At 63.9% G+C, this 22,962-nt stretch carries 19 protein-coding genes and 2 tRNA genes; 5 read left to right on the forward strand and 16 right to left on the reverse strand.

Annotated elements, in window-relative coordinates; genetic code table 11:
* Nucleotides 1-22: 22 nt before the first annotated feature.
* Nucleotides 23-96 (reverse strand) — tRNA-Arg (locus BCAL_RS11505).
* Nucleotides 97-717: 621 nt separating this feature from the next.
* Here BCAL_RS11505 and BCAL_RS11510 point away from each other — a divergent pair.
* Nucleotides 718-1,347 (forward strand): CYTH domain-containing protein, encoded by a 630-nt coding sequence (locus BCAL_RS11510; protein WP_043165879.1) that lies wholly within the window; start codon nucleotides 718-720, stop codon nucleotides 1,345-1,347.
* 56 nt (nucleotides 1,348-1,403) lie between these two features.
* On the opposite strand, the gene BCAL_RS11515 is transcribed toward BCAL_RS11510, so the two are convergent.
* The 3 genes from BCAL_RS11515 to BCAL_RS11525 all read right to left on the reverse strand — a co-directional run bounded on the left by BCAL_RS11515 (nucleotide 1,404) and on the right by BCAL_RS11525 (nucleotide 5,069).
* Nucleotides 1,404-2,390 carry a tetratricopeptide repeat protein gene (locus BCAL_RS11515; protein ID WP_043165881.1) on the reverse strand — a complete coding sequence of 329 codons (987 nt, stop codon included), beginning with the start codon at nucleotides 2,388-2,390 and terminating at the stop codon, nucleotides 1,404-1,406.
* A 451-nt stretch (nucleotides 2,391-2,841) separates the two neighbouring features.
* The gene (locus BCAL_RS11520; protein ID WP_043165961.1) at nucleotides 2,842-3,864 is read right to left on the reverse strand and encodes a DUF8094 domain-containing protein; all 1,023 of its coding nucleotides are present in this window, start codon (nucleotides 3,862-3,864) and stop codon (nucleotides 2,842-2,844) included.
* 26 nt (nucleotides 3,865-3,890) lie between these two features.
* Nucleotides 3,891-5,069, reverse strand: coding sequence for a hypothetical protein (locus tag BCAL_RS11525; RefSeq protein WP_043165883.1), 1,179 nt, complete (start codon nucleotides 5,067-5,069; stop codon nucleotides 3,891-3,893).
* 175 nt (nucleotides 5,070-5,244) lie between these two features.
* Here BCAL_RS11525 and BCAL_RS11530 point away from each other — a divergent pair, with 175 nt between their 5' ends.
* The gene (locus BCAL_RS11530) at nucleotides 5,245-6,183 is read left to right on the forward strand and encodes an FKBP-type peptidyl-prolyl cis-trans isomerase (protein ID WP_052401223.1); all 939 of its coding nucleotides are present in this window, start codon (nucleotides 5,245-5,247) and stop codon (nucleotides 6,181-6,183) included.
* 50 nt (nucleotides 6,184-6,233) lie between these two features.
* Here the strand turns inward: BCAL_RS11530 and BCAL_RS11535 are convergent, their stop codons facing one another.
* On the reverse strand, nucleotides 6,234-7,853 hold the full coding sequence (locus BCAL_RS11535; RefSeq protein WP_160268288.1) for a zinc ribbon domain-containing protein: 1,620 nt from the start codon (nucleotides 7,851-7,853) through the stop codon (nucleotides 6,234-6,236).
* 75 nt (nucleotides 7,854-7,928) lie between these two features.
* A complete protein-coding gene (locus BCAL_RS12455) occupies nucleotides 7,929-9,158 on the reverse strand; it encodes a zinc ribbon domain-containing protein (RefSeq protein ID WP_081887460.1) in 1,230 nt (409 codons plus the stop codon).
* A gap of 86 nt (nucleotides 9,159-9,244) precedes the next feature.
* Here BCAL_RS12455 and nucS point away from each other — a divergent pair, with 86 nt between their 5' ends.
* Nucleotides 9,245-9,976 (forward strand): endonuclease NucS, encoded by a 732-nt coding sequence (gene nucS, locus BCAL_RS11545; RefSeq protein WP_043165892.1) that lies wholly within the window; start codon nucleotides 9,245-9,247, stop codon nucleotides 9,974-9,976.
* Nucleotides 9,977-10,082: 106 nt separating this feature from the next.
* Here the strand turns inward: nucS and BCAL_RS11550 are convergent, their stop codons facing one another.
* From BCAL_RS11550 to BCAL_RS11590, 9 genes are all read right to left on the reverse strand, one after another.
* Nucleotides 10,083-10,382, reverse strand: a complete 300-nt coding sequence (locus BCAL_RS11550) for a F0F1 ATP synthase subunit epsilon (protein WP_043165894.1) — start codon at nucleotides 10,380-10,382, stop codon at nucleotides 10,083-10,085.
* A complete protein-coding gene (atpD, locus tag BCAL_RS11555; protein WP_043165896.1) occupies nucleotides 10,382-11,869 on the reverse strand; it encodes a F0F1 ATP synthase subunit beta in 1,488 nt (495 codons plus the stop codon). Before atpD ends, BCAL_RS11550 begins: the two co-directional genes overlap by 1 nt.
* A gap of 9 nt (nucleotides 11,870-11,878) precedes the next feature.
* Entirely contained in the window at nucleotides 11,879-12,799 is a 921-nt protein-coding gene (locus tag BCAL_RS11560; RefSeq protein ID WP_043165898.1) for a F0F1 ATP synthase subunit gamma, read from the reverse strand.
* 3 nt (nucleotides 12,800-12,802) lie between these two features.
* Nucleotides 12,803-14,431, reverse strand: coding sequence for a F0F1 ATP synthase subunit alpha (gene atpA, locus BCAL_RS11565; protein WP_043165899.1), 1,629 nt, complete (start codon nucleotides 14,429-14,431; stop codon nucleotides 12,803-12,805).
* 66 nt (nucleotides 14,432-14,497) lie between these two features.
* Complete coding sequence (locus BCAL_RS11570; RefSeq protein ID WP_043165901.1) at nucleotides 14,498-15,325, reverse strand: F0F1 ATP synthase subunit delta; 828 nt, start codon at nucleotides 15,323-15,325, stop codon at nucleotides 14,498-14,500.
* 47 nt (nucleotides 15,326-15,372) lie between these two features.
* On the reverse strand, nucleotides 15,373-15,894 hold the full coding sequence (locus BCAL_RS11575; protein ID WP_043165903.1) for a F0F1 ATP synthase subunit B: 522 nt from the start codon (nucleotides 15,892-15,894) through the stop codon (nucleotides 15,373-15,375).
* A gap of 54 nt (nucleotides 15,895-15,948) precedes the next feature.
* Nucleotides 15,949-16,179 (reverse strand): ATP synthase F0 subunit C, encoded by a 231-nt coding sequence (atpE, locus tag BCAL_RS11580; RefSeq protein ID WP_043165904.1) that lies wholly within the window; start codon nucleotides 16,177-16,179, stop codon nucleotides 15,949-15,951.
* A gap of 128 nt (nucleotides 16,180-16,307) precedes the next feature.
* Nucleotides 16,308-17,120, reverse strand: coding sequence for a F0F1 ATP synthase subunit A (gene atpB, locus BCAL_RS11585; RefSeq protein WP_043165906.1), 813 nt, complete (start codon nucleotides 17,118-17,120; stop codon nucleotides 16,308-16,310).
* A gap of 566 nt (nucleotides 17,121-17,686) precedes the next feature.
* Nucleotides 17,687-18,724, reverse strand: a complete 1,038-nt coding sequence (locus tag BCAL_RS11590; RefSeq protein ID WP_043165908.1) for a homoserine O-succinyltransferase — start codon at nucleotides 18,722-18,724, stop codon at nucleotides 17,687-17,689.
* Between the two features lie 170 nt (nucleotides 18,725-18,894).
* On the opposite strand from BCAL_RS11590, the gene BCAL_RS11595 reads away from it, so the two are divergent.
* Nucleotides 18,895-18,971: transfer RNA gene (locus BCAL_RS11595), tRNA-Met, on the forward strand.
* A 102-nt stretch (nucleotides 18,972-19,073) separates the two neighbouring features.
* On the opposite strand, the gene BCAL_RS13530 is transcribed toward BCAL_RS11595, so the two are convergent.
* On the reverse strand, nucleotides 19,074-20,174 hold the full coding sequence (locus tag BCAL_RS13530) for a hypothetical protein (protein ID WP_043165910.1): 1,101 nt from the start codon (nucleotides 20,172-20,174) through the stop codon (nucleotides 19,074-19,076).
* Nucleotides 20,175-20,607: 433 nt separating this feature from the next.
* Here BCAL_RS13530 and BCAL_RS11605 point away from each other — a divergent pair, with 433 nt between their 5' ends.
* Nucleotides 20,608-22,896, forward strand: a complete 2,289-nt coding sequence (locus BCAL_RS11605) for an alpha-1,4-glucan--maltose-1-phosphate maltosyltransferase (protein WP_152600347.1) — start codon at nucleotides 20,608-20,610, stop codon at nucleotides 22,894-22,896.
* Nucleotides 22,897-22,962: the final 66 nt, after the last annotated feature.

Genomic DNA, 22,962 nt, shown 5'->3' on the forward strand with positions numbered 1-22,962 from the left:
AATTGGGAAGCGGGCTTACTTGTGGGCTCGAAGAGATTCGAACTCTCGACCTTTCGCTCCGGAGGCGAACGCTCTATCCAGCTGAGCTACGAACCCAAGCGCGCAAATTATACCACCACATCCACCCGAGATTCCACCTTCACCAACCTCACGGTTGAGAGGCAGACGACCCCGGGAGTCCGAGGTAATTCCGCCATCGTGTCTAATCGTGTCTGGCGGGATTTTTGCCTAATCTTCAGTTATCCCACTCTCTAAGCGAGAGTAGGGCTGAGCTCCCATCCCAGCGGAAGTGCTACCGGAACCTTCTGTTCCGGAGACAGACGCTCTATCCACTGAGCTACGGACCCATGCACCGCACGAAACATACGCCTCGCACAACGCAACTCCCCTACTGTACACCACTTGCGCGCCCGGCGCACCTCACTTCGGACCTTTCTGCGTTACATGGGGTACATTTCGCCCGTTGCGGACATCTATCTCGCTTACGAGGGGTACCTGTCTGAAGTAATAGGGCATGAAAACGGCTGAGCTTCATGGCAACCAAGCCGTTTCGGGGCGTTTGTACTTGCACCAAGTGCCCCTCATAAGCGAGATAGATGTCCGCAAACCACGAAAAGTACCCCTTGCAACGCAGAAAGCTCGTGGAAAAGCTCGACAAAGCCACTCGAACCGCCCGTTCGTCTCTGCCGTCAGGACGTCTGACGCTACACTTGAGGTATGTCCGAGCCTGTGAACGATTTCGAGTACGAGCGCCGGTTCTTCTGCCGCGAGATGCCCGCCGAATATGACGACGGCGACACCCCCACGCTGATCCTGCAAAGCTATTACGTGCACGCCGACAACTACGCGCTGCGCGTCAGGCTCAAATCGCACGACATTCGCGTCGAGATGACCCCGGACCTCGACCCCATAGAGATACTCGACCGCTACCGCGACCACTTCTCGTCGGCCTACGTGACGGTCAAGGGCCCCTCCGTGGGCGGAACCCGCTACGAGATGGAGCATGCGATCGACACCCGCATCGCCACGGAACTGGTGCAGCGCGGCGGCGCGCTCATCATCAAGAACCGCTATTCGGTGTGGATCGCGGAGGACGGCTGGAGCGTCGACGTGTTCGGAGGAACGAACGCGCCGCTGGTCGTGGCCGAGGCGGAACGCGCCACCCCGGTCACGAACCTGACGATCCCGAGGTTCTGCATCACCGAGATCACCGACCAGCCGAGATTCAACAACGACGGACTGGCCGGAAGGCCGTTCAGCCAGTGGCGGGACGAGTTCGAACGGGAGCTCGCCGCCAACGGACCGCATTTCCAGCCGTATTTCGGGACGAACCGAAGGATGGAGTAGTACTTCGCCGACAGCTCCTCGTCAGAGGGGCCACCCGGGGCCATCAGGGACGAGATCTAGTACATGAGGGTGGCGAGGCGGCGGCGGGCGGCGCGAAGACGCGCATCGGCCGCATCGGGGATCGCGAAGTACTCGAGCAGACGCTTGCGCACCGGCTCGATGTCGGCCTTGTGGCCGGAGGCCACGAAGTCGAGCAGACGGTCGAAGGCGTCCTGGATCTGACCGCCGATCATGTCCACGTCGGCCACGGCGAGCTGCGCCTCGACATCATCCGGAGAGGCGGCCGCGGCGGCACGCACCTCACGCACATCCGCGTTGGCGGAGCGGGCCAGCAGCAGCGCCTTGGCGCGTTCACGGGCGGCGACCACATCGCCCGGATCGGATTCCAGCACCTGCGCGTAGGCCGCGGCGGCACCCGCGTAGTCGCCGGCCTGGGCCAGCTGATACGCCTCCTGATGCTCCGGCGGCACGACGTTCGAGCCGGCGCCCGCAGCGGAGCCATCGCCCGCAGCCGCCCCATCGGCGCCGTCGGCGGACGGATCGCCCGAATACGGCGCGGTGCCGGTCACGCCGGACTGCTGCGCCATCGCGACGATCTTCGGCAGCACCTGATCCTTGATCTGGGCCAGTTCGTCATCGGTGGCGACGCCCTGCAGCAGCGGCATCGGACGGCCGGCGATCAGCGCGAACAGCGCAGGAGCGCCCTGCACCTGCAGCGCCTGCGCGATCGAGGGATAGGAGGCGATGTCGATACGAGACATCTGCACCTGACCCTTGAGCGCGTTGACCGCATCGGCGAGCGCGCGGGCCATCGGGAAGAGGCGATCGTCGGTCGGCACCCACAGGAACAGCAGGATCGGGAACGTGGCGGAGGTCTGCACCATCGCCTGGAACGTGTTCTCGGTGGTGTCGATGACGTAGCCGCCGGCCGCGGGCGCACCGCCGGCCTGACCGGGCTCCGCCTTCACCTGATGCGCCAGAGCCTCCAGATCGACGGCCCCCGCCAGAGAAACCCCGGGATTGAACTTCGGCTGATCAGCCATACCACGCCTCCACTGTGACTTACGAAATCTCAATAACGCCGTCACTCATCTTAGTGACGCAGCGAAACTTCCGCACCAATATCGCCGACCACGAAACGCACGTACGTTTGCCTTGTCTGCGGACATGTGCCTGTGGGGCGTGGGGTGGAATCCGCGTTGCTCGACACACTCAAGGCCGTTCGGCCAAGCCTACGGTCGATCAACGCGGATTCCACCCCACGCCAAGTTCCGTACGAAACGCACGTCTGCACGCAAACGAGGAGGGGGCCGTGATCCACGTTGCTGGACCGTAGGCTTGGCTGCTGAGCCGTGAAATGGACAGTCCAGTGGCCTGTCCATAGGCGAAGTGAGCAGCTCAGCTGCGAAATCCGACGCAAGTCGGACCCTTGAGTGTGTCCAGCGACGTGGATCACGGCCCCCTCCGGCCGACCACGAAAAGCAGAAAAGCGCGCTACAGCGCTTCGACCTTGACGGCGTAGCGTTCGGCTCCGACCGCGGTGATCTTGGCCGCGTCTCCGGAGCCGCCCGCCGGCGGGATGTACAGCGCGATCACGTTCACGTAGGTGACCTTCATCGTGCTGGTGGCCTTGCCGTTGCCGAACAGCGCCTTCTCGTTGTTGTTGGCGGGCAGCGATTCGCGTCCCTCTCCGGCCTGGCGCGTCCAGACCGAGTCGATGCGTGCGACGACGAGGTCGCCGCCGTCGGTGGAGCGCATGACCTTGAGCTGGTCCTTGGGCACGGTGAACGTCTGCTGCTGCGTGCCCTTGTTCGCCTCCATACCCTGCTGGACGGTCTGGTCGAGCGTGCGCAGCTCCTGGCGCAGCAGGTCGTCCTTGAACTTGGCGTTGTATTCGCTCTGCGCATCCTTGTTGAGCAGGTCCGCGTACATCTCGACCGCCTTGGCCGGGGTGGCGACGAGCTTGGCGTCGTTCGCGGTGCCCATTTCGGTGCCGAGTTTGGGGACTTCGAACTTCGGCAGTTCGGCGCCCTGGAAGAGTCGGGCGAGTCCCCACAGCTTGTAGTTCTGGCGCGGGGAGTCCTGAGTGAAGACGAGCAGTCGCTTGGACTGCTGGTCTTCGGTGGTGGTGGTGATCGTGTACACGGTGCGCGGCCAGCCGTCGTCGGTCGGGATGACGGTCTGCGTCATGCCGCGCGGGATGGTGGCGAGCTTGTCGAGCGATCCGGTGGCCTTGGCGACGGCGAGCTGGCTGGTGCGGATCTCCAGCTCCGGTCCGGTGACGCGTGCGGCCAGTCCGTCGGCGCTCACCGCCTTGTCGGAGGCGGCGAGCGTGTCGAGGATCTTGGTGCGAATCCGCTCCTCCTGCTTGACGGTCAGGTCGGGCGCGTGGGTGGACGAGTCGGGCGAGGCGACCTTCGGCACCTGCCCCTCGCAGGCGGCAAGCGAGACCAGCAGTCCCGCAGAGAGCGCGATCGCAAGCGCCTTCGTGGCGGTGCGGCCGAAGCGTGTCATCATGTTCCTCGTGTTCCTCATCGGCGATCTCACTCCTTTCCCTTGTCGTCGTTGCCGTTATCGTTGCCGCCATTGCCGCCATCGCCGTCGCCGGAGGTCGATTCCTCGCCGACCTCCCGCGCGAGTCGGGCGAAGTACGCCTGCAGTTCGTCCTGCGAGATGACGGACGTGGCGCTGTCGTCGACCGGTTCCGGCTGCGGCTCGGACGTCGTCGGCGCGGGCGTCGCGTTCGCACCGGCGTCGGCGACGAGGTTGCGCGACGACGGGTCGACGACCACCGGCTGCGTTCCGGTTTCGCTCTCCCCCTCGATCCGGATGACCGGAATCGACGACGAGGTGTCCGATCCGACCGCGTGGCGACGGCGCGGTCGTCCGCTGCTCTTCGGCGTGAAGCTCGGCTTGATCGCGTTGAGGCTTCCGGTGAACGCCTCGGCGATGGAGACCTCCTCCTCGCGTGCCGGAATGGGGTCGCTTTCGACGACGCGCTTGCGGCGCTTGTGCGGCGGCATCGCGAAGACCGATGCGGTCAGGATCGCGAGCACGACCAGCAGTCCGCCGAGGAAGTACATCGGCGTGGAGTAGTCGGGCAGGGTCTTGCGCGTCCACGTGAACGAGACGTCGGCCGAGTCGCCCCCTTCGCCGAGGTCGACGAGCGCCACGTCGGTGACGGCCGAGGAGGTCGCCTTGATTTCGGTCGAGCCGTCGCCGCACTGCACGGACCGCCACATGTCGGAGTCGGCGAAGGCGACGTCCGCATCGCCCGCATCGCCCGAATCGGACTGGGCGTCGGACTGGCCGCTGCCGGCGGAGGCACGTTCGGTCGACAGCGTGGTCCAGTCGGACAGGCCGGTCAGTCGGGTGTAGGGGTGTCCGGCGAGCCACCCGGTGGCGTCCTTGGACGAGGCGATCGCGACGCACACGGTGCCGGAACCGCCGCCGTCGGCCGTGATCGTCACACGGTCGTCGACCAGTCCAAGCACGTCGGGATCGGTGACGATGTATCGCGTGCCCGTCACCTTGGCATCGGCGGTGATCGTACGGCTGGGCTGCCAGACGGTGGCGTTGAGCAGTCCCAACGCGATCGCCGCGACGGCGAGCAGACCGAAAATCGGGGTGACGACGCCGCGCATGATCATGGCGTGGCGCTTCGCCCGAAGCGCCTCTTCCTGCGCGTTTTCGGGTGTTCTGTTGCGTTTGGTAAGTCTCATAATAGGGCCATTCTACAATCCTTTGCCGAGCGCGGGGAGGCCCAACGTGCAGGACGCGTAGAGGACCGGCTGCGCGCACGGGCGGAAAATCAGGGTTTTCGGCTAGGGTGATAGCCATGCGTAAAGCCATGATTCATCCACTGTTCGTTCCGTGCTGGCCGTGTGCTCGCTGGCCATGTGCGCGACGCTGGCGGCCTGCGGAGGTTCGTCGTCGTCCGACTCGTCCGCCAAGAAGTCGTCCTCCGACTCGTCCAAGTCGTCCTCGTCCGACTCGTCTTCGTCGTCCTCGACGAAGATGGACCAGATCGCGGGCATCACCGCCACCGGCGAGCCCGGCAAGAAGCCGTCGATCAAGTTCAAGACGCCGATGACCGTGCAGAACAACACGTACGCCGTGCTGCAGGAGGGCAACGGCGCGACGATCGAGAAGGGCGACCGCGTGTGCGCCCAGGGCATCGCGATGAACGTGAAGGACGGCTCCGAGCTGATGAGCTCGTGGGAGAAGAACACCCCGGACTGCTCGATCTCCCTGACCGACAGCAATCTGGAGCAGATCCCGCCGTACACGAAGATCGTGGGACTGAAGCTCAATTCGACGATCGCGTTCGGCATCAACGATTCGAACAGCTCCGGCACGTCGTACATCCTCGCCTACACGCTGATCTCCAAGTCGAAGGACCTGACGAAGGCCGAGGGCACGCCGGTCGCGGACGTGCCGGCGAACCTGCCGAAGGTGACGCGTGCGAAGGACGGCAAGCCGTCGATCGACATGAACGGCCAGGGCTCGGTGAGCCAGATGGTCACGCAGACGCTCATCAAGGGCAACGGCCAGGAGCTGACCGATTCAAGCCACGCGGTGGTCAAGTACACCGGTTGGCTCACCAACGGCACGCAGTTCGACTCCTCGTGGGACAAGAACACGACGTTCGACGCCGACCTGTCCGAGTCCGGCGGGATCATCACCGGCTGGAAGGAGGGTCTCAAGGGCCAGACGGTCGGCTCGCAGGTGCTCCTCATCATCCCGCCGGACAAGGGCTACGGCGATAAGGCGAGCGGTTCGATCCCGGCGAACTCGACGCTGGTGTTCGTCATCGACATCCTCGCCGCGTACTGATCCTAACGCCGAATCGAACCGCTCTCCGGCGGCTGCTGGCGGTGTTCCGCTCAGTAGCCGCCGGTGAACTGCTGGAGGTAGTTGCTGGCATGCGAGGCGACGATCGATCCGAGAACCGTACCGGTGATCGTCAATAGGATGAACAGCAGGATGCCGATCAGCACGCCCTGCAGCAGCACGCACAGGAATCGGACCCAGTGCGGATCGAGACCGCGATGCACCTCGCCGTTCCATACGAGCGAGGTCATCCATGCGATGCGCGTGGACGTCGCAAGCATCCAGATGAGCATCGCGAGCGGATCAAGCTGCACGAGCGCGAGCAGGAACGCGGCGATGTTCAGCACCGCCCAGGGGCCGAGGGCATGCGCCACACGGTCGTGGAAGGAGCCGAACGTCGTGGGATCACCTTCGATGCGCAGCATCAGCCACGCGACGGCGATCGAACCGTAGTCGTACAGGGCGAACACGATCCATAGCAGCATGAACACCGGCAGGGCCGCGCTTTGCGCCTCGTTTCCGATCGACGAGGAGATCGAGGACATCGGGATCGCATTGAGTATCGACGAGCCTCCGTGGGTCAGAACCAGCAGGCAGCTCCATGCCGAGATCAGCGCGACGGCGAGGATCACGACGATCGCATACCACGGCTGCCCCTTCCCCACATCGGTGGGCTTGGAGAAGAAGGTCTTCAGCCACGTGCCAAAGGTGCGTGCCTCGGCTTCGAATCGCGAGGGCTGTGCCGCGGGGCCGGCCGGCTGCTGCTGGTAGTTCGGCTGCTGATAGCCGGGCTGCGGTTGCGTGAAGCCGGGCTGAGGCTGGTAGCCGGGCTGACCGTAAGGATTCCGCTGATCGGGGCCAGACTGCGGGCCAGACTGCGGGCCAGACTGCGGATCGTACTGCGATGCGTACTGCGGACCGGGCTGAGGCTGGGCATTCGGTTGGACGAACGGCTGCGGACCGGGCTGAGATCCGTACTGCGGCTCGTACTGCTGGCCAGCGAGCTGCTGATAGGCAGGCTGCTGGAATCCGGTCTGCTGCGGATGGGCGGGCTGGCCGTAGGGCTGCTGCTGATACGCCTGTTCCGCCATCGGCTGAACCGGCGCGGCCTGCGTCTCCCGCACCGGCGGATTCGCCTCGGCATCAGTCACCGGCTCATCATGGGATTTCGACGCATCGGATGCTGCGGACTCGTCGAACCTCCCGGTTTCCTCGGACGCCACCGGCTCCACCGGCTCAACGGACTCCGCCGGCTCGGACGCGATGGCCTCCGTCTCGGACTCGGTGGACGCCTTCGTCTTCGACGCGACGGCATCCGTACCCGCCGCATCCTTCGCGGTACCCGCCGCATCGTCCTTCACGCTTCCCGAGTCGTTCGCCGGTCCGGCAGGCGTGGCCGGCGGTTCCGCGTCCATCGAGTGGTTGACCAGTGCGGCCAGCTCGGACAGATCCGAGGACGGCTGCTCGAACAGGTCATTCGGACGTGCGATCGGCTGCGTGGCCATCATGCCGATGCCGGCATCAGGCATATGCGGCAGCACCGTCGTCTTCTCCGCGGGCGAGGCCGGAGGCGGAACCGGCGCGGCGGGCTGCACGCTGAACTGATGACCGCATTGTCTGCAGAATCGCGCCGTCTGGGGATTCTGCGCTCCACACTGTGAACAGTATTTCATCTTGACTCCTTTACTTTCTGTGAACCGATTTGCTATGGCTCGACCACAACTGCACCGTCGTCGCATCTCCTTCGATCATTGCAGATCGACCGGGATGCAATCGTCCTTGGACATGCCCTGCGCCGCGCACCACGAGCTCGCCGAACCGGTGTCCGGGAAGCTCTCGCCCGACAGCAGCACGTACCATCCGGTCGTGCCGGTGTTGCGGTAGGTGGGCCAGTCGGAGGAATCGACGAGCAGCGTGTTCGGATACTTGGCCTTCATGGTCAGATATTGTTCGTAGATGTCCTGATAATGCCATGTCTTGCCTTCGGCATCGAGGCCGTCGCGCTTGCTGGATAGCTGCGTGGTGATCGTCGTCATGAAGCCGTTCGCCGCGTTGCGATCGTTGGCGATCTGCCATTGGATCGCCGTCTGCGCCGCACCGTTCGCATCGGCGTCGGGCACCGAGGCGGCCGCAAGAGCAGATCCGACGCCGGACGTGGAGTCGGATGCGGGCGTCGCGCCGGTCGCGACCTTCACATCGATGCCGCTCGTTGCCGACGTCAGGTGATCCGCCGAACGCCAGTAGCTGCCGAACGGATAGGACAGTTCGATGGTCCTGCCCGACCTGCCGCTCGTGATCGGTTCCTTCGTGAAGTCGAAGATCGCGTCGGCGACCGTCGCGCCGTCCTCGGTGAGGGTGACGCGCACGTCCTTGGACGAGAACGTGCCCGCGTCGCATCCCGACGTGAACCTCACGGAGGCGATCACACCGTCACCGATCGACTTGATGGAGTCCACCTTGCCCTCGGGCGCGCTCGTGCACGTCTTCGCCGCATCGGACTTGTCTCCTGCGTCGTCCGGCTTCGGGGCGCTCTGCGAGCTGGCCGCGCCGTTCGACGCGCCCGGTGCCGTCACGCCCGCATCGCGCGAGCCGACGAACCGGATGATGAGGAACGCGGCTATCGCAACCACGACCACCACTGCCGCCACGATCGCGGCGATCACGGGCGTGGACAGGGATCTTCCGGCGGTCCGCCCCACATCGGCGGCGACGGGGGTGACGTGCGGCGTGGTCTCCGGCGTTGAAGTGGTCACCGAAGTGGGGACCGGCTGGGAATGCGTATCGTTCTCGACAGGAGCGCCGCACTGCTCGCAGAACCGGTTGCCCGGGGTGATGACGGCACCGCAGCTCAGGCAGAACACCCGGGACGGTTTCGTCGTCTGCGGGACCGTCGGCACCGGTTCGGACAGCAAATGGCCGCACTTATTGCAGAATCGATCACCGTCATCACATGCAGCACCGCAATTCGGACAGTTCATGGGGACCTTCTCTCTCCCGAAACCCGGTTGATACCATCGTATGCCCGGAAGGTTCGATTGTCACGCATGCGCTAGAGTGTGGCCTTATGCGAATCCTTGTTGCCGATTGCTCCGCGATCTACTCCGGGCGGCTCAACGCCTCCCTTCCTCCCGCCAAACGCGTCCTGCTCATCAAGGCGGACAACAGCCTGCTCATCTTCTCCGAACTGGGCTCGTACAAGCCGCTCAACTGGATGGCCGCCCCCTGCACGATCAGGGAGATCGAGCCTGACGAGAAGCCTGACGAGACCCCGGAGGGAACTCCGGAGGTGACTCCGGACGACAGTCCGATCGAGAAGATCCTGCGCGTGAGCGCCGCGAAGAGCTCCGACATCCTCGAAGTGACGCTGTACCACGTCTACTCCGACCAGTCCTTCGATCTCGGCCAGGATCCGGGTCTCGTCAAGGACGGCGTCGAGGACCATCTCCAGCAGTATCTCGCCGCGCAGATCGAACGCATCGGCGAAGGCGCGAAACTCGTGCGACGCGAATATCCGACCGCGATCGGGCCGGTCGACATCATGGCGGTCAACGCGGACGGCGAGCACGTGGCGATCGAAATCAAACGCCACGGCGGTATCGACGGCGTTGAGCAGCTCACCCGCTACTGCGAGCTGCTCAACCGCGACCCGCTGCTCGCCCCGGTCCACGGCATCTTCGCCGCGCAGACCATCACCCCGCAGGCGCGCGTTCTGGCCGAGGACCGCGGCTTCCGCTGCCTGATCCTCGACTACGAGGACATGAAGGGCACCGAGGACGGGTCGCTGCGGCTGTTCTGACGTATGACAAAGCGCCTCGGCGCGTTCTTCCTTTCGGGACGGAACGCGCCGAGGCGCTTGTCGTTGTTCGCGATGCGAGGCGATCAGTCAGCCGATCGCCACCGGGTCACTGCTCCTCCGTAGTGGAGTACTGCACGTCGCGGCCGCGCTCGACGGCCACGGTGAGCTTGTTCGAATCGAAGGAGATGAATCCGTCGGTCACTTCGAACATGTGGCGATCCTCGTCGGGTTCAACCACGGTGACCGTGCCCTGCTTGATGATCGTGAGCACCGGCTCATGATCCGGCAGGATGCCCATGCCGCCCTCGGCGGCCGGGATGGTCACGCTCCTCGCCTCGCCGTGCCACACGGGGTGGTCGGCCGCGACGATGTTGACCTGCATCGTGGTCTTGTCCGATCCAGCCATCACGCACCCAGTTCCTTCTGCATGTCGTGCCACTTCTTCTCGAGGTCGTCGATACCGCCGATGCCGGAGAACGCCTGCTCCGGGACGTCGTCGTACACGCCGTCGCAGATGCGGGTGAAGGCCTCGATGGTCTCGTCGGCCGGCACGTAGGAGCCCGGACGACCGGTGAACTTCTCGGCAACGTAGAAGTTCTGGCCGAGGAACTGCTCGATGCGGCGAGCGCGGTTGACGGTGGTCTTGTCCTCTTCGGACAGCTCGTCGATACCGATCAGGGCGATGATGTCCTGCAGCTCCTTGTTACGCTGCAGAATCGCCTTGACGCGGTTCGCGCACTCGTAGTGGGCCTGGCCGACGTAACGCGGATCGAGGATTCGCGAGGTCGAGCTCAGCGGGTCCACGGCCGGGTAGATGCCCTTGGACGCGATGTCACGGGAAAGCTCGGTCGTCGCGTCGAGGTGGGCGAAGGTCGTGGCCGGGGCCGGGTCGGTGTAATCATCGGCCGGCACGTAGATGGCCTGCAGCGAGGTGATGGAGTGGCCACGCGTCGAGGTGATGCGCTCCTGCAGAGCACCCATCTCATCGGCCAGGTTCGGCTGGTAGCCCACGGCGGAAGGCATACGGCCCAGCAGCGTGGACACCTCGGAACCGGCCTGCGTGAAGCGGAAGATGTTGTCGATGAACAGCAGCACGTCCTGGTTCTGCACGTCGCGGAAGTACTCGGCCATCGTCAGAGCGGTCAGCGGGACGCGCAGACGGGTGCCCGGCTGCTCATCCATCTGGCCGAAGACCAGGGCGGTCTTCTCGAGAACGCCGGCCTCGTCCATCTCGCCGATCAGATCGTTGCCCTCACGGGTGCGCTCGCCGACGCCGGCGAACACGGAGACGCCGCCGTGGTTCTGGGCCACGCGCTGGATCATCTCCTGGATGAGGACCGTCTTGCCGACGCCTGCACCACCGAACAGACCGATCTTGCCGCCCTGCACGTACGGGGTCAGCAGGTCGATGACCTTGATGCCGGTCTCGAACATCTGGGTCTTGGACTCCAGCTGATCGAATGCCGGCGGGTTGCGGTGGATAGGCCAGCGCTCGGTGACGGTGACCTGCTCTTCCGGCTTCTTGTTGAGGATGTTGCCGGAGACGTCGAAGACGTGGCCCAAGGTCACGTTGCCGACCGGCACGGAGATCGAGGCGCCGGTGTCGTACACGGCGGCGCCGCGCACGAGGCCGTCGGTCGGCTTCAGGGCGACGCAGCGCACGGTCGAGTCGCCGAGGTGCTGCTCCACCTCAAGGGTGATCTCGGTAGCCTTGGCTTCGCCTTCCTCCTTGACGCCCGTGTTGACGATGGTCACGTGCAGGGCGTTGTAGATGTCAGGCATGTGGCCCGCCGGGAATTCAACGTCGATAACCGAACCCTGGACTCGGGTGACGCGTCCGTGGATCGGTTCGCCGTTGGTCTCGGAAGGCGCAGTGGTCTGCTTTACAGCCATAGTGCGTTCCTACTCTTCCTTTGTATTCAGAGCATCGGCGCTGCCGATGATCTCGGTAAGTTCCTGGGTGATCGATGCCTGACGCGAGGCGTTGAGCTTGCGGGTCAGGGAGTCAATCAGATTGCGTGCGTTGTCGGTCGCCGTGTGCATGGCGTTCTGACGGCTGGCGGTCTCCGAAGCGGCCGCGGTCAGCAGACACTCGTGGATACGCGACTGGATGTACTTCGGCAGAATCGCGTCGAGCACCTTCTCAAGGCTGGGCTCGAAGACGTACAGCGGAGCCATCTTGTCCTTGTTCGGCTCCTCGCCGACCTCGGGCGCGGTCGCGGGGGCCTCCACGATCTCGACCGGCAGCATGCGCAGCACGCGGACCTTCTGGACCACCATGTTGATGAACTCGGTGTAGACGATGTAGAGTTCCGAGACTCCGCCCTGATCCGCCGGCTTCATGTAGGCGTCCAGCAGCGTGTTGGAGATCGTCTCGGCGATTTCCACGCCGGGCTGGTCGGTGTCGCCCTCCCATGTGGCCACGACGTCACGGTTGCGGTACTTGTAGTACGTCGAACCGCGACGCCCGTACACGAACAGCTCCGGCTTTTTGCCGTCATCCTCGAGACGAGCCAGCAGCGACTCGGTCTCGCGGATGATCGAAGAGGTGTACGGGCCGGCCATGCCACGATCCGAGGTGAGGGCGAGAACAGCCACGCGCGGGTTCTTCTCGTCCTTCACCGCGATCGGATGCGTGATATGGGTATGCGCCACCAACGCTTGCACGGCATCGAAAATCGCATCGGTGTACGGCTTCGCGTTCAGGGCCACGTCACGGGCCTTGGCGATGTGCGAAGACGCGATCATCTCCTGGGCGTTGAAGATCTTCTCCAACGACTCCGTGGAGCGGATGCGTGATTTCAATGCGAGTTGCGAGCCCATGGCTTATTTCTCTCCCGCCACGATCTTTTCCTGATCGACCGGGGTGGCCTGAGCCGCGTTCGGCTTCTTCTCCACCAGCGGCTTGCCAGCGGAGGTGACGAAGGTGGCGCGGAACTCGTCGACGGCCTTGGCAAGAGCCTTTTCGGTGTCGGCGGTGAAGTCCTCGGTGTCACGGATGGTCTTCAGGATATCGGTGTTGTGGTCGAGGTAGTCGAGCAGACCCTGCTCGAACGGGAGCACATCGGACAGCTCGAGGTCATCGAGCTTACCGTGGGTGCCGGTCCAGACGGACACGACCTCCTGCTCCATCGAGTACGGGTGGAACTGCGGCTGCTTCAACAGCTCGGTCAGGTGGGCGCCACGGGTCAGCTGGGCCTTGGACGCGGCGTCCAGATCGGACGCGAACATCGCGAAGGATTCCAGCGAACGGTACTGCGCCAGGGAGATCTTCAGCGTACCGGAGACCTTCTTCAGGGCCTTGGTCTGGGCCGCGCCACCGACTCGAGAAACGGAGATACCGACGTCCACGGCGGGACGCTGGTTGGCGTTGAACAGATCGGACTGCAGGAAGATCTGGCCGTCGGTGATGGAGATCACGTTGGTCGGGATGTAGGCGGACACGTCGTTCGCCTTCGTCTCGACGATCGGCAGACCCGTCATCGAGCCGCCGCCGAGGTCGTCGGAGACCTTCGCGCAGCGTTCGAGCAGACGGGAGTGCAGGTAGAAGACATCACCCGGGTAGGCCTCGCGCCCCGGCGGGCGGCGCAGCAGCAGCGAGATCGAGCGGTACGCCTCGGCCTGCTTCGACAGGTCGTCGAAGACGATGAGGACGTGCTTGCCGTTGTACATCCAGTGCTGGCCGATGGCCGAGCCGGTGTACGGGGCGATGTACTTGAAGCCGGCGGAATCGGAGGCCGGGGAGGCGACGATGGTCGTGTACTCCATGGCGCCCGCGTCCTCGAGGCTCTGCTTGACCGAAGCGATGGTCGAGCCCTTCTGGCCGACGGCCACGTAGATGCAGCGCACCTGCTTCTTCGGATCACCGGATTCCCAGTTGGCCTTCTGGTTGATGATCGTATCGATCGCGATGGCGGTCTTGCCCGTCTGGCGGTCGCCGATGATGAGCTGACGCTGGCCGCGGCCGATCGGCGTCATTGCGTCGATGGCCTTGAGGCCGGTGGACAGCGGCTCGTCGACCGGGTGACGGTGCATCACGTCCGGGGCCTGCGCCTCGAGGATGCGGCGTCCCTCGCTCTTGATCTCGCCGAGGCCGTCGATCGGCTTGCCCAGCGGATCGACGACACGACCGAGATAGCCGTCGCCGACCGGCACGGAGAGCACTTCGCCCGTGCGGCGCACTTCCTGGCCTTCCTCGATTCCAGCGAAATCGCCGAGGATAACCACGCCGATCTCACGGGCGTCAAGGTTGAACGCCAGGCCGAGCGTGCCGTCTTCGAACGTCAGCAGCTCATTGGCCATGCAACCAGGCAATCCCGTCACGTGCGCAATGCCGTCACCGGCCGTGGCGACATATCCCACTTCCTGAGTGGGATTGTCGCTCGGCTTGTAGGACGACACGAAGTCGTCCAGGGCCTTGCGAATCGAGGCGGGATCGATGGTCAGTTCTGCCATGATCACTCCTTCATTACTTATCTATTATTCGGGTCAAGTCTTGAAAAACTTGGGTGTCAGGCGGTGTCAGGACTCCGCCTTGACGGTGCGACGCAGGTTCTCGAGCTGCGCGACCACGGTGTTGTCCGTGACCTCGTCGCCGATCTGGATGCGCATGCCGCCCAGCACGGACGGGTCGACCACCGAGTTGATGTGGACCGCGCGTCCGGCCTTGGCGGAGTACACCTTGGTCAGTCGGGCGATCTGCTCCTTCGTCAGCGGGGAGGCGGTGGTCACGGTGACCATAGACTCGCCCATATGACGGGAGAACTTGTTGATCAGCCACTGGATGGTCTCCAGATAGCGGCGGCGACGCAGGTTGCAGGTGGCGTGCTCAGCGAGACGCTCCGTGACCTTGTTGAGATGCTTGTCGTCGAACAGCTCGTGGAACAGCTTCACACGGGCCTCGCTCGGCGCCTGATCGTCGTACAGCTTGGCGCGCACGACCGGTAGTCCCAGCAGGGCCGAATGCAGCTCGGCCAGCTCGACGGAGACCTTGAGGGTGGCGTCCGTGGCGTCCGCGTAGTACATCATCGCGTCGACGCCGAAGTCCTCGACGGCGTTGGCGATGTCCTTGGCGCGGCTCCACCGGCGCGAGACCAAGTCGGTCATGATCTCCATCGTCAGCGGATGGGCCTTGCCGCCGACCAGCGTCTCAAGCACGGCGACCTTGTCGGCCACCGGGCGCGACGGGTCGGTGAGCGCGCGTTCAAGCTGGATGTTATGGTCGAGTACGCTGGTCAGCGAGAACAGTTCGTTCCCGATGCGCCAGTTCTCCTCGCCCGCATCACGCAGCTTGGGTGCCAGCGAGTCACGTGAGACGCGATCAGCGATGCGCGATGCCTCTCCTCGCATTGGTCACCTCCCTTTCCTTGACGTCATTGACGACGTTATTGACGAAGTCACTTCTTGTCGCTGTCCAGATCGTCGATCATCTGGTCGATCATCGACGACTGCACGTCGGCGTTCTCGAGCTTGGAGCCGAGGATCTTGCCGGCGAGGGCCGCGGCAAGCGTGCCGACTTCGCCCTTGAGGCTGACCATCGCCTGACGGTGCTGCGATTCGATGGAGCGCTGCGCGTTGGCGGTGATCTGCGCCGCGTCGGATTCGGCGCGGGAACGTGCGTCGGCGATGATGTGCGATGCCTCGGCGCGGGCGTCGTCACGGATCTTGGCCGCCTCGACGCGAGCGGTGCTCAGCTGCGCCTCATACTTGGCCTTGGCTTCGTCGGCGTCCTTCTTGGCCTGCTCGGCCTTGGCGATGTTGCCTTCGATCCTGGCCGCACGTTCGTCGAAGATCGCGTTGAACTTCGGCATGAAGAACTTGTAGAAGAACACCGCAACGATGACGAGGATGATCAGAGACCATACGATGTCGTAGACCTGCGGAATGAACAGCTGGATTCCGTCTGCCGCGAGTGCCATCAAGCCCTCCTTTCAGTGATGGACATATCGGTTTTCGTCTGTGGGTCTGATCGCTTACTTGATGATCAGGGCGGCGACGAAGCCGATGAGGGCCAGCACCTCGACCAGAGCCAGGCCGATGAACATGATGGTCTGGATCTTGCCGGACATCTCAGGCTGACGGGCGGTGGACTCCATGGCCTTGCCGAAGAGGATGCCGAGGCCGATGCCAGGGCCCAGGGTGCCGAGGCCGTAACCGATGACGGACAGGCTGCCGGTGACCTCTGCGAGGGTGATGATATCCATTTCTGTATCCTTTCTAACGTTCGGTAGACGTTATAAATCTTGGGGGGGGGGCTCCCACCGGGTGGGGCGCCTGTCGGCGATGCCGCCGCGCCGCTAGCGACCCGGAAGGAATCAGCCGGGGCGACCGGTCAGTCGGCCTCCGGGTAGCTCAGGTTGATGTACACGGTCGAGAGGATGGCGAACACGTAGGCCTGCAGGAAGGCGACGAACGCCTCGAAGCATGTCATCGCCGCGCCGCCGAGGAACCACACGGCACCGACCGGGATGCCCTGCATCTTGTTGACCGCATCGACCATCCAGTACTGTGCGAACGCGAGGCAGGTCGCGACCATGAGGTGGCCGGAGACCATGTTGGCGAACAGACGGATCGTCAGGGACGCCGGACGGATGATGAGCAGCTCGAGGATGTTGATCGGGGCGAGCAGGATGTAGACCGGCCACGGCACGCCCGGCGTGAACAGCTCGTGGCGCAGGTAGTGGCCGAGGCCCTGCTCGCGGATGGCCGCGATCCAGTACTGGATCAGCGTCCAGACGGCGAACACCAGAGGCATCACGACCGTGGCGGTGGCCGCCATGTTCATGCCCGGGATGATGCCGCACAGATTGAATACGAAGATCGTGAAGAACAGCGTCGCGATCATCGGCACGTATCGCTTGCCGCGGACCTCGCCCATCACGTCGTAGACGATCTTGTCTCGAACGAACTCGATGCCGTATTCGACGACGCCCTGCCAGCGGCCCGGAATCAGCTTGGCGCGGCTTGCGGTCAGGCCAAGCACCACGAGGAGCACGACGGTGGCGACGATACGGATGAGGATGATGCGGTTGATCGCGAACGGAGTCCCTTGGAACAGGATCTCCGGGGGGAGAAAGTCGTTGACGCTCGGCAGTTCGGGCTCAGCTGCCGCCAGCAGCACGCTCGAAGCGAACTCTCCTACCATTCCACGCCTCCTGCTTCTTGAAATCAGCTGTCAGTCTATACCCGACGGTGCGGGGAATATGTCCGAGACGTTACCGTGCATGCGGTCGGTTCGCGGCTGCATGCAGGAGTTCAGGCGCCGGGCGGCGAACCGTCCTCTTCTCTGTTCCGTGCGGGTCATGGCACCGTATGCCGTTGGATATGCGTTCAGCCGAACGCATCCTCACGGCATTCGGCTCCGAATGACTGATGCAAATTATTTGCCTTCGTTCGGACAATTGCAAGCCGGTTCCGGGGTTTTCCCGAAGTTGTTCGGGTCTTTGCTGCAAAACCGCGGATTTCCGCCCGTTTCCCGGGCGTTTCGCGGCGATTTGTCTATCTTTCGAGCGCGATATACATGCAGATATATGTGCAGATCAGCCCCGATGGAGCCGGTCGCAATGCACATTTGCGCACACAAGCGAGCAATTGTGTCGCTTTTACTTGAACATGACGGTCCACGATACGGACACGACATGGTTCATTCCCCGACATGCACATGTCCGCAACACGGACGGACATCACGAATGGACATCGCGGAAAGGATCGTCACTCCCCGCGGATCACGCCGTATCCGTCATGAAGGAACGGGGCGAAATCGTCCTCACGCGGAGCGCCCGGCTCGTGGCGGATCGAGCGATCAGTACCGAGCCGCTTCTCGGCCCGAAGCTCCGGCACCTCGGTCAGGTCGTACGGCGTGGTCTGATACACCCAGTTGAGCCAGTTGCGCCACAGCAGATTGGCGTGCGCGCGCCACGCGAACAGCGGCTCCAAGCTCGGATCGTCATGCGGGAAGTAGTTGGTCGGGAACGGGACGTTGTCGAGCCCCTTGGCCATATCACGCTCGTACTCCTCCTTGAGCGTGTACTTGCCGTACTCCCAGTGCCCGAGCGCAAACACCTCGGAGAAGTCGCGCGTGGCGATGAGCCCCGGCCCCGATTGCGGCCCCCACGTGAGGATCTGCAGATCGGGGTTCGCCCGAACGTCATCCTCGTTCACGCCGGCGAGTCGCGAGTGTGGCTGCAGGTCGATCTCGTCGAAGCCGTTGGTCAGGAAGCAGTACTCGTCCTGCAGATACTGCGGGAAGACGCCGAAGATCTTGGTGGGGTAATCGACCTTGCGCACGCCGTATCGGTAGTTGAGTGCGCCCATCGCGCCCCAACACAGGTACATCGTCGAGAAGACGTGCGTCGACGCCCAGTCGAGGATCGCCTTGAACTCCTCCCAGTAGTCGACCTGATCGAACGGCAGATGCTCGACCGGCGCGCCGGTGACGACGAAGCCGTCGTAGTAGTTGTCGCGGAACGCGTCGAGGTTCTCGTAGAACTTGAGCAGGTGGTCGGCCGACACGTGCGTCGACTCGTGCGTCGAGGTCTTCATGAAGTCGACCTCGACCTGCAGCGGCGACTTCGAGATGAGACGCAGCAGCTGGGTCTCCGTCTCGATCTTCTTGGGCATGAGGTTCAGGATCACCAGTTTGAGCGGGCGGACGCGCTGACGCTCCGCTTCGGGCTTCTCGAGCGCGAAGATGCGCTCCGAGTCGAGGATGGCTCTGGCCGGAAGGCCACTGGGAATCTTGATAGGCATGTCTTCATTATGGTATGCGCGCGGATATGCGGCGCGGCGACCCTCATACTTCTTTCTTATGGCCGACTATCAGCACGTTCCTTTTCGAGGCGACTACAGCGCGACACGCCGGGGTTGACGTATTTCGATTCGACGGTAAATTAGATAGAGCTGTCGCAAAGACAAGCCGACGCGGGGTGGAGCAGCTCGGTAGCTCGCTGGGCTCATAACCCAGAGGTCCATGGTTCAAATCCATGCCCCGCTACCAACGAACAAATGGTCGAAAACCTTCATGGTTTTCGACCATTTTCGTTTTCTCCTCATGCCGGTTTTCTGGACTATAGGTTTTCAGGTGCCGGGTCGTGGGAGGTCACGCTTTATGTCTGCGGATGACGACGAGCATGAACGCCCCGACTCCGAGCGTGGAGACGACGATCAGGATGATGGCGCCGACGTTGACGCCGGTTTTGGCGAGGGTTTTGCCGGTGCCGTATTTCTGCGCGGAGATCTGCTTGAGGATGTCGACGTCGCCGCCGTCTCCGTTCTGCTTGTCGGCATCGGGCGCCGGGGCGTCGCCACCATCCTGCTCGTTCTTGTCGTCGGGTTCACCCGGCTCCGGTTCGGGATTGGGATTCGGGGCGGGGCCGGGCTCCTCGGGGTCGTCGACCTGTTCGCCGTCGGCGATGACGACGTGCGCGTGGCCGAGATCGTCGAATCGCGTGGCTGCGGCCTTCGCACGATCGTCACCGTCGAAACGCCACATGAACACGTACCAGCCAGGTTTGTCGACCGTGATGGTCACCGGCTTGCCGTCCGACCCCTCCTCGCCGTCGCCGATGCGGATACGCCCGTTGACGGCCGGATACTCCCACGAGCCGATCCGCTTATGGTTCCGGTCCTCGTACGGCTCCTCGTTGCCGACCGGGCGATTGAGATCGCTGAACAGGTCCTCGGCCTTGATCGTATCGAAGTTCGCGCCTCCGGACCACCACCAGAGGGTGACGGTCACGTTCGCTTTATCCCCATCGACGGTGGTGTGGTCGTCGGGGAATCCCGTCACGTCGAAGGTGTCGGCGATCGTCGAACCGACGCCGACCGGCTTGTGTTGGGTGGTCGGCGATGTGGCCTTCGGTTCGCTCTGCGTGGGACCAGGTTCGGGTTCTGGCTCAGGTTCAGGATTGGGCTCTGGCTCAGGTTCGGGCTCAGGATTGGGTTCGGGCTCAGGTTCAGGTGTCGGCTTGTCCGGATCGGGCTGCTCGGGTTCGGGCCGCTCGTCGCCGTCGCCATCGTCAATGCCGCTCGCGCCATCGTCCGCGGATCGCACGACACCGGCTGCGGCATCGGCCTGCACGGCGTGCGCGGTCCCCGCCGGCATCGCGATCATCGCGGCCGCGACCAGCAGCGCCGCCCCGGCTACGAGCGGACGGCGCCATCGGCCATCCGAAGCAATGCGTGGCATATCGTTCCTCATGATTGTGTCCTTTCCCACGCACGCGAACCATCGTGCATCATCGCGCATGTTACGTGCGTGTTACATATCCGCCCCGCGCCTGTCGCGAAACGACGGATCGTCCGATGCCCTTCACCGGACGCATGCGACCACACTGTCAGCTCCGCACTCCTCTTGTCCCGTCATGCGGACGATGTGGACGGAAACCCTTTCCCCCGGCGTGTTGTGGATGACTGTCCAGCCCGGAACAGGCACATGACAACGTTGTGCTCGCTCACATGATCAGGCGCAAGTAGGGGGAACACCCCATCTTGAACGTCATCCGGACGTCATCCAGACGTCATCTTGGCGCCATCAACCACACCATCCTTACTATTTCGGCCATTTGGCCCCTACAATGGGGACGTATGGCATCATCCATCGCGATATGCGCAGAGGTAAGGAGAAGGACGCCATGTCACAGCAGACTGCGAATGAAAACGCTAACACCGCAGCAGCAGTAACCGATGAGACCGCGGCCGCGAGCGCAACGCCCGCCGCGGAGAAGACGAAGTCCGCGAAGGCCGAGAAGACCGCAAAAACCACTCGTGCACGCAAGCCTCGCGCGACCCGCACCACCCGTGCCAAGGCCGCGAAGACGGCCGTGAAGACCGTCACGGAACCGGGTGAGGTGCCCGCGCCGTCACTGCCGATCGAGGAGCCGGGCCAGTTCGGCCGCATCAACGTCATGGACGTCACGCCGAACGAGGAACGCGGCATCTACCCGGCGCGCGTGGAGCTTGGCGAGCCGTTCAAGGTCACCGCCCAGGTGTTCATCGAAGGCCGTACCAAGGTCGGCGCCACCGCGGTCGTCAGGAACGCGCGCGGCAAGGAGATGCTGCGCCGCCAGATGACCTGCATCAACCCGGGTCTCGACCGCTGGTCCGTCGAACTGACCTGCGGCGAGCGCACCGACGTCAAGCCGTGGGAGCCCGACTTCGCCGCCGTCAAGCGCCAGCTGGGCCTGTGGACCGTCACGGTCGAGGGCTGGGAGGACACGTACACCTCCTGGCTGCACGACGCCAAGATCAAGGTGGAGGTCAACGACGACGTGGAGAACGCGCTCGCCTCCGGCGCCCAGCTGCTGGATCGCTGGGCCGGCACCGCCGACGCGCACCTGCCGCAGCACCAGCGCAAGATGCTGCGCGACGCCGCCAAGGTGATGGAGGACAAGACCCTCACCCCCAAGGAGCGTCTCGCGGCCGCCACCTCCGATGAGGTGAAGGAGCTGCACCTGACCAACCCGCTGCGCGACGGCCTGTCCGAAAGCGCGCCGCAGACCTTCAAGGTCGAGCGTCCGAAGTCGAGCTTCGCCGCCTGGTACCAGTTCTTCCCGCGCTCCGAGGGCGCGTACATCGATCAGGAGACGCACAAGATCGTCCAGGGCACGCTGAAGACGTCTATCTCCGGACTGGAGCGCGCGAAGGCCGAGGGCTTCGACATCGTCTACCTGCCGCCGATCTTCCCGATCGGCACGACCAACCGCAAGGGCAAGAACAACGCCCTGGTCGCCGGCCCGGACGATCCGGGTTCGGTGTTCGGCATCGGCTCGGCCGAGGGCGGCCATGACACCGTCGATCCGAAGCTCGGCACGATGGACGACTTCAAGGCCCTCACCGCCAAGGCGCATGAGCTGGGCCTCGAGGTCGCGCTCGACTTCGCGCTGCAGTGCTCGCCCGATCACCCGTGGGTCAAGGAGCACCCGAACTGGTTCCGCACCAAGCCGGACGGATCGATCGCGTTCGCCGAGAACCCGCCGAAGAAGTATCAGGACATCTACCCGATCGACTTCAACGCGGACATGCCCGGCATCGAGAAGGAGGTCGAGCGCATCCTCACGCTGTGGATCGAGGCCGGCGTGACGGTCTTCCGTATCGACAACCCGCACACCAAGCCGGTGCGTTTCTGGCAGGACGTCATCGCCGCCGTGACCAAGCGTCACCCGGAAGTCATCTTCCTGGCCGAGGCGTTCACCCGCCCGGGCATGATGCGTGCGCTGAGCTACGTGGGCTTCACGCAGTCGCACTGCTACTTCCCGTGGCGCAACACCAAGGAGGAGCTCTCCGAGTACCTCGCCGAGACCAACGGCGACGACGGCTACTACCAGCACAACACGTTCTGGCCGACCACGCCGGACATCCTCACCGCCTACGTGCGCGACAACGGCATCGCCGGCCACGCGGTGCGAGCGGTGCTCGCCGCGATGGGCTCGCCGTCGTGGGGCATCTACAACGGCTTCGAGCTGATCGAGAACAAGCAGCGCCCCGGATTCGAGGAGCAGATCGACAACGAGAAGTACGAGATCAAGGTCCGCGACTGGTCGCTGGCCAAGAAGTTCGGCATCGCCAAGCTGCTGACCTCGCTCAACAAGATCCGCCGCGAGCATGTGGACGCGTTCGGCTACCACAACCTCACGGTGCTTGAGAGCTCCGATCCGAACGTGCTCGCCTTCGCGCGCCACACGCCCGCCGAGCTGACCGCATCGGGCAAGCCGGAGACGCTGATCGTGGTCGTCAATCTCGACTGCCACAACGCGCACCAGTCCACCATCCACCTCGATCTGCCGTCGCTCGGCATCGATCCGGACAAGGGCGCTCATGTGCGCGACGAGCTGACCGATCGCGAGTTCGACTGGAGCTGGGACAACTTCGTGTCGCTGGCACCGTGGGCCGATGTGGCGCACGTGCTGCACGTGGAGTACTGATTCCCGCTCGTAAGCGGTATTGTGGTTAGGACGATTCATCCGATATATCGATAGGAGAAAACCGAT

This window comes from Bifidobacterium callitrichos DSM 23973, from assembly GCF_000741175.1.
Classification (GTDB): Bacteria; Actinomycetota; Actinomycetes; order Actinomycetales; family Bifidobacteriaceae; genus Bifidobacterium; species Bifidobacterium callitrichos.